1 protein-coding gene is annotated in these 6,853 nt (G+C 71.5%); it reads left to right on the top strand.

All coding sequences use genetic code 11. From position 1 onward, the window contains the following. Positions 1 to 6,853: amino acid adenylation domain-containing protein (locus ACFY4A_RS42115; RefSeq protein WP_390834606.1), on the top strand; the 6,853-nt coding region annotated here is incomplete at both ends.

A 6,853-nucleotide genomic window follows, 5' to 3' on the forward strand; every position in this document is an offset into this window, starting at 1 on the left:
CTGTCCGACACCGAGCGGTCCCGGCCGCTGCTGCCCGGGCACCCCGCCTACGTCATCTACACCTCGGGATCCACCGGACGGCCCAAGGGCGTGGTCACACCGCACCGGGCGATCAGGCGGGTCGTGCGGGCGACCAACTACATCGAGCTGTCGGAGCGGGACGTCGTCGCGCAGCTGGCCTCGATGTCCTTCGACGCGGCGACGTTCGAAACATGGGGGGCCCTGCTCAACGGTGCGACCTTGGCCGTGGCTCCTGCAGGCGGGCTGTCCGTCGCCGAGCTCGACGGCTTCCTCACCGCTCACGCGGTCACCACGCTCTGGCTGACGGCCGGGCTCTTCCACGAGGTCGTGGACACGAACGCCAAGGCGCTGCGCGGGCTGCGTCATCTGCTCGCGGGCGGCGACGTGCTGTCGCTGCCGCACTGCCGAACCGTGCTGGAACGCTTCCCGGAGGTCCGGCTGCTCAACGGTTACGGTCCGACCGAGGGCACGACCTTCACGACCGTCCACGCGCTGAACCCGTCGACCCTGGACCAGGGCACGAGTGTGCCCATCGGTGCTCCGATCAGCGACACCCGGGTGTATGTGCTGGACGCCGCGCTCCGGCCGGTGCCCGTAGGCGTCACGGGAGAGCTGTACGTGTCCGGGGCGGGCCTGGCACGTGGTTACGTGGGACGGTCGGACCTGACCGCCGAACGGTTCGTGGCCTGCCCGTTCGGGTCCGCCGGTGAGCGTATGTACCGCACCGGCGACATGGTCCGCCGGCGTGCGGACGGCCGTGTCGAGTTCGTCGGCCGGGCGGACGAGCAGGTGAAGCTCCGTGGTTTCCGTGTCGAGCTCGGTGAGGTCGAGGCCGCCCTGGCCGGTCACGAGCAGGTGGCTCAGGTCGCCGCCGTGGTGCGTGAGGACGTGCCGGGTGACAAGCGGCTGGTGGCCTATGTCATGCCCACCAATGCCGGCGGTGCCACCGATGTCACCGGTGCCACCGGTGCCGACGATGCCGGCGGTGCCGGCGGAACCACCCTGCCCTCGGACCTGCTCGCGTTCGCGGCCCGGCGACTGCCCGCATACATGGTGCCGACGGCCGTGGTCGTCCTCGCGTCCCTCCCACTGACCGTGAACGGCAAGGTGGACCGCAAGGCCCTTCCCGCCCCGGACTACGCCGCTGCGGCGGGGGCGTCGGCCCCGGCGGGCGCCGGCCGCGGACCGGTGACAGTGCAGGAGGAGATCCTGTGCGGTGTGTTCGCGCAGGTGCTCGGACTCGGGAGCGTCGGCGTGCACGACGACTTCTTCGCCCTCGGCGGCCACTCCCTGCTCGCCATGCGCCTGGTGAGCCGCATCCGCGCCGTGCTGGGCGTCGAGCTGCGGCTGCAGACGCTCTTCGACGCACGGACGGTGGCCGGTCTCGCCGCCGGGCTGTCCGGAGCGGACCAGGCGCGCCTGGTGCTGACGGCGGCCGGGGAGCGTCCGGAGCGGGTGCCGTTGTCGTTCGCGCAGCAACGCCTGTGGTTCATCGGCCAGCTCGAAGGCCCCAGCCCGACCTACAACGTCCCCGTCGCCCTGCGGCTGGGCGGAGACGTGGACCGGGACGCGCTGGGTGCGGCGCTGCGGGACGTCATGGGGCGGCACGAGGTGCTGCGTACGGTGTTCGCGGTGGCGGACGGCGAGCCGTACCAACGCGTCATGGATGCCGGGGAGTTGGAGTGGGAGCTCCAGGTCGTCGAGGTGGCGCCGGACGAGCTGGCCGGTGCGGTCGCAGCGGCGCGGACGTATGCCTTCGACCTGTCGGCCGAAGTCCCGTTCATGGCCTGGCTCTTCGATGCGGGGGAGGGCGGAAGAGTCCTCGTCGTCGTGGTGCATCACATCGCGGGGGACGGCTGGTCGATGGGGCCGTTGGCGCGGGATGTGTCGGCGGCGTACGAGGCGCGGTGTGCGGGCCGGGCACCGGAGTGGGAGCCGCTGCCCGTCCAGTACGCGGATTACGCCCTGTGGCAGCGGGAGTTGCTCGGTGAGGAGCGGGATCCGGAGAGTGTGATCGCCCGGCAGGTGGCGTACTGGCGTGAGGCCTTGGCCGGTGTGCCGGAGGAGTTGGAGCTGCCGTTCGACCGTGCGCGGCCTGCAGTGGCGAGCCACCGGGGTCACAGTGTGCCGCTGGAGGTTCCGGCACAAGTGCACGCGCGGCTCGCGGAGTTGGCGCGGGCCGAGGGCGTGACGGTGTTCATGTTGCTGCAGGCCGCGCTGGCGGTGCTGCTGTCGCGGCTGGGCGCGGGCACCGACATTCCGGTCGGTTCGGCGGTCGCCGGCCGTACCGACGAGGCCATGGACGACCTGGTCGGGTTCTTCGTCAACACGCTCGTGATCCGTACCGACCTGTCGGGGAACCCGACCTTCCGTGAACTCCTCGGCCGTCTACGGGAAACGGGACTGTCGGCGCTCGCGCATCAGGATGTGCCGTTCGAGCGGCTCGTGGAGGAGCTGGCACCGGTCCGTTCCCTGTCCCGGCACCCGCTGTTCCAGGTCATGCTCACCCTCCAGAACAACGCCGAAGCGGTCGTGGACCTGCCAGGCCTGGACGCCGAGGGCGTGTTCGCGGAGGCCACCACGGCCAAGTTCGACCTTGAGATCGGTGTGGAGGAGACGCTCGACGGCGAGGGCCGGCCTTCGGGGCTGCGGGGTGTGGTGACCGTGGCGGCGGACCTGTTCGACGCCGGCACCGCTCGGCGCCTCGCCCGGGGATGGGTGCGCCTGCTCGGCGCCCTCGTCACCGCACCGCAAACGCGGCTGGCCGACGTGGACGTGCTCGGTGCCGACGAGCGGCACCGGCTGCTGGTGGAGTGGAACGACACCCGCGCGGACGTCGCGGCCCTGCCGGCTCCGGAACTGTTCGCCGCCCAGGTGGCGCGGAGGCCGGACGCGGTGGCGGTGGTCGCCGACGGGACCGAGGTGTCGTACGCGCAACTCGACGCGCATGCGAACCAGTTGGCCCGGCTCCTCATCGCTCGGGGCGTGGGTCCGGAGAGCGTGGTGGCGCTCGCACTGGAGCGCGGCACCGATCTGGTGGCGTCGCTGCTGGCGGTGCTGAAGGCAGGAGGCGCGTACCTGCCGATCGACATGGGGCTGCCGGCGGACCGGATCGCCTTCATGCTCGCCGACGCGGGAGCGGAGGCAGTCGTCACCACCGAGGCCGGTGTCACGCGCCTGCCGCAGCCGGACGGCGTGCCCGTGCTGACACTCGACGGCCCGGACACCGTCGCCGCGCTGGACGGTCTGCCGATCACCGACGTACGTGACGACGAACGGTCGGCGCCGCTGTCCGTCACGCATCCCGCGTACGTCATCTACACCTCCGGATCCACGGGACGCCCGAAGGGCGTGGCGGTCACGCACACCGGCCTCGCGAGCATGGTGGAGAGCCATGCGCGCCGTCTGGGAGTGGGGCCGCGGGCCAGGGTGGGGCAATTCTCGTCGACCGGTTTCGACGCCTTCGCCTGGGAGTGGTGCATGGCGCTGCTGGCCGGCGCGACGCTGGTGGTCGTCCCGGAGGACCAGCGGCTGGGCCAGGCTCTGTCCGACTGCCTGGCGGAGCAGGCGGTGTCGCATGTGACGCTTCCGCCCGCCGTGCTGCCGACGATGGACGAGGCGTCGGTCGACCCGGGTGTGGTGCTGGTGGTGGCGGGCGAGGCACTCCCGCCGGAGGTGATGGCACGGTGGGCCGTGGGCCGGCGGATGTTCAACGCCTACGGCCCGACCGAGACGACGGTGGACGCCACCCTGTGGCGGTGCGACCCTGACGCCGGTGAGGTGGCGATCGGCACGCCGGTGGTCAACATCCGCCTGTACGTCCTGGACGAGCATCTCTCGCCGGTGCCGGTGGGTGTGACGGGAGAGCTGTATGCGGCGGGTGCCGGTCTGGCGCGTGGGTATGTCGGGCGTGCGGGCCTGACGGCCGAGCGGTTCGTGGCCAATCCGTTCGGTGGGCCGGGTGAGCGGATGTACCGCACGGGTGACCGTGCCCGCTGGACCGCGGCCGGTCAGCTGGTGTTCGGGGGACGTGCGGACGATCAGGTGAAGATCCGCGGCTTCCGTATCGAGCCCGGTGAGGTCGAGGCCGCCGTCGCCGGGCACGAGCGGGTGGCCCAGGTCGCCGTCGTGGCACGTGAGGACGTACCGGGGGAGAAACGCCTGGTCGCCTACGTCGTTCCGGCCGAAGGCGCTGTCGCCGACGGTGCCGCGCTGTCCGCGGACGTACTCGCCCATGCCGCCGGACAGGTGCCGGAGTACATGGTCCCGTCGGCGGTCGTCCTGCTGGACGCACTGCCGTTGACACGGAACGGCAAGCTGGACCGCAAGGCCCTGCCCGCCCCCGACTACGCGGCGGTGCCCGGGCGAGCGCCCTCCGACCCCACCGAGGAGATCCTGTGCGGGGTGTTCGCCCAGGTCCTCGGGCTGGAGAGCGTCGGTGTCGAGGACGACTTCTTCCGGCTGGGCGGGCATTCGCTGCTCGCCGTGCGGCTGGTGAGCCGGATCCGGTCGGTGCTGGGTGTCGAGCTGCCGCTGCGCGTCCTGTTCGAGGCGCCGACGGCGTCGGCCCTGGCAGCCCGGCTGGCGGAGGCCGGCTCGGCCCGGGCGGCGCTGACGGCCGGGGAGCGTCCGGAGCGGGTGCCGCTGTCGTTCGCGCAGAGCCGGCTGTGGTTCCTGGGCCAGTTGGAGGGGCCGAGTGCCACCTACAACATGCCGGTGGCGCTGCGTCTGTCGGGTGAGGTGGACCTTCAGGCGCTGGATCGTGCGCTGCGGGATGTGATGGGGCGGCACGAGGTGCTGCGCACCGTGTTCGGTGTCGTGGACGGTGAGCCGTACCAGCGGATCCTGGACGTCGAGGACCTGGCGTGGGAGCTGTCCGTGGTCGAGGTGGCCGCGGAGGAGCTGAACGCCGCAGTCACCCGGGCCCAGGGGCATGTCTTCGACCTGTCTGCCGAAGTCCTCTTCAGGGCCGAGCTGTTCGAGACCGCTGAGGGCGAGCGGGTGCTGGTCGTGGTGACCCATCACATCGCCGGTGACGGCTGGTCGATGGGTCCGCTGGCCCGTGACCTGTCCGTGGCGTACGAGGCGCGGTCCGCCGGCCGGGCGCCGGACTGGGAGCCGCTGCCCGTCCAGTACGCGGACTACGCCCTCTGGCAGCGCGAGCTGCTCGGTGACGAGCAGGACCCCGACAGCGTGATCTCCCGCCAGATCGAGTACTGGCGCACAGCGCTGGAAGGTGCGCCGGAGGAGTTGGAGCTGCCGTTCGACTTCGCTCGTCCCGCGGTGGCGAGTCACCGTGGCCACAGTGTGCCGCTGGTCATCGGGGCGGAGCTGCACGGCCGGCTGCTGGAGCTGGCGCGGGCGGAGGGCGTGACGCTGTACATGGTGTTGCAGGGCGCGCTGGCGGTGCTGCTGTCGCGGCTGGGCGCGGGTACGGATGTGCCGATCGGTTCGACGATCGCCGGCCGTACGGACGAGGCTCTGGACGACCTGGTCGGCTTCTTCGTCAACACCCTCGTGATGAGGACGGACCTGGCCGGCGACCCGACGTTCCGGGAACTGCTCGGACGGGTACGCGAGACGGGGCTGGAGGCGCACGCGCACCAGGACGTGCCCTTCGAACGCCTGGTGGAGGAGCTGGCGCCGGTCCGTTCACTGGCCCGGCACGCCCTGTTCCAGGTGATCCTCACGCTGCAGAACACGGACGAGGCGGTCCTCGATCTGCCAGGGCTGGGCGCCGAAGGCGTCCACGCCGGCGAGCAGGCGGCGAAGTTCGACCTGGACGTGATCCTCGGGGAGCGGCTGGAGGCCGACGGGACACCGGCCGGGGTGCGGGGTCTGGTGACGGTCGCGGCCGATCTGTTCCGTCCGGAGGCGGCGCGGCAGTTCGCGCAGCGGTGGATCCGGGTGCTGGAGCACCTTGTCGCTGCGCCGCAGACGCGGCTGAGTGCGGTGGACGTGCTGGGTGAGGCCGAGCGGCAGCGGGTGTTGGTGGAGTGGAACGGTACCGGGGTGGAGTTGGGTGTTTCGACGCTGCCCGGGTTGTTCGAGGGGCAGGTGGCGCGGACGCCGGATGCGGTGGCGGTGGTCGCGGAGGGGGTTGAGGTGTCGTACGCGCAACTCGACGCGCGCGCGAACCAGTTGGCCCGGCTGTTGATCGGCCGGGGTGTGGGGCCGGAGTCGGTGGTGGCGGTCGCGCTGGAGCGTGGCGTGGACCTGATGGTGGCGCTGCTGGGTGTGCTGAAGGCGGGCGCTGCGTATCTGCCGGTGGATCCGGCCTATCCGGTGGAGCGGATCGCCTACATGGTGGGCGATTCGGGTGCGGTGGTGGGGGTGACGTCGCGTGCGTCGGCGGCTGTGCTGCCGGAGCCGTTGCCCCGGCTCGTACTGGATGAGCCCGGGACGGCCGAGGCACTGGCGGATCTGGCCTCGGATGCGGTCGTCGAGGGTGAGCGGAGCACGCCGTTGTCGCCGTCGCACCCCGCGTACGTGATCTACACCTCCGGGTCGACGGGGCGCCCGAAGGGTGTGCTGGTGTCGCATGCCGGGTTTGCGAGTTTCCACGAGGGTCATGCCCGGTATCTGGGTGTGGGTGCCGGACATCGGGTGGGGCAGTTCGCCTCGTGCAGTTTTGACACCTTCGGGTGGGACTGGTGCATGGCGTTGCTGTCGGGTGCGGCGCTGGTGGTGATTCCGCGGGAGCGGCGGCTGGGTGGGGCGTTGCCGGAGTTCCTGAAGGAGCGGGCGGTGTCGCATGTGACGCTTCCGCCCGCGGTACTGGCCACCCTGGACGCGGCCTCGATCGACCCCGATGTGGTGTTGGTGGTGGCGG

The sequence above is a fragment of the Streptomyces sp. NPDC001292 genome (genome assembly GCF_042896465.1).
Taxonomy (GTDB): Bacteria; Actinomycetota; Actinomycetes; order Streptomycetales; family Streptomycetaceae; genus Streptomyces.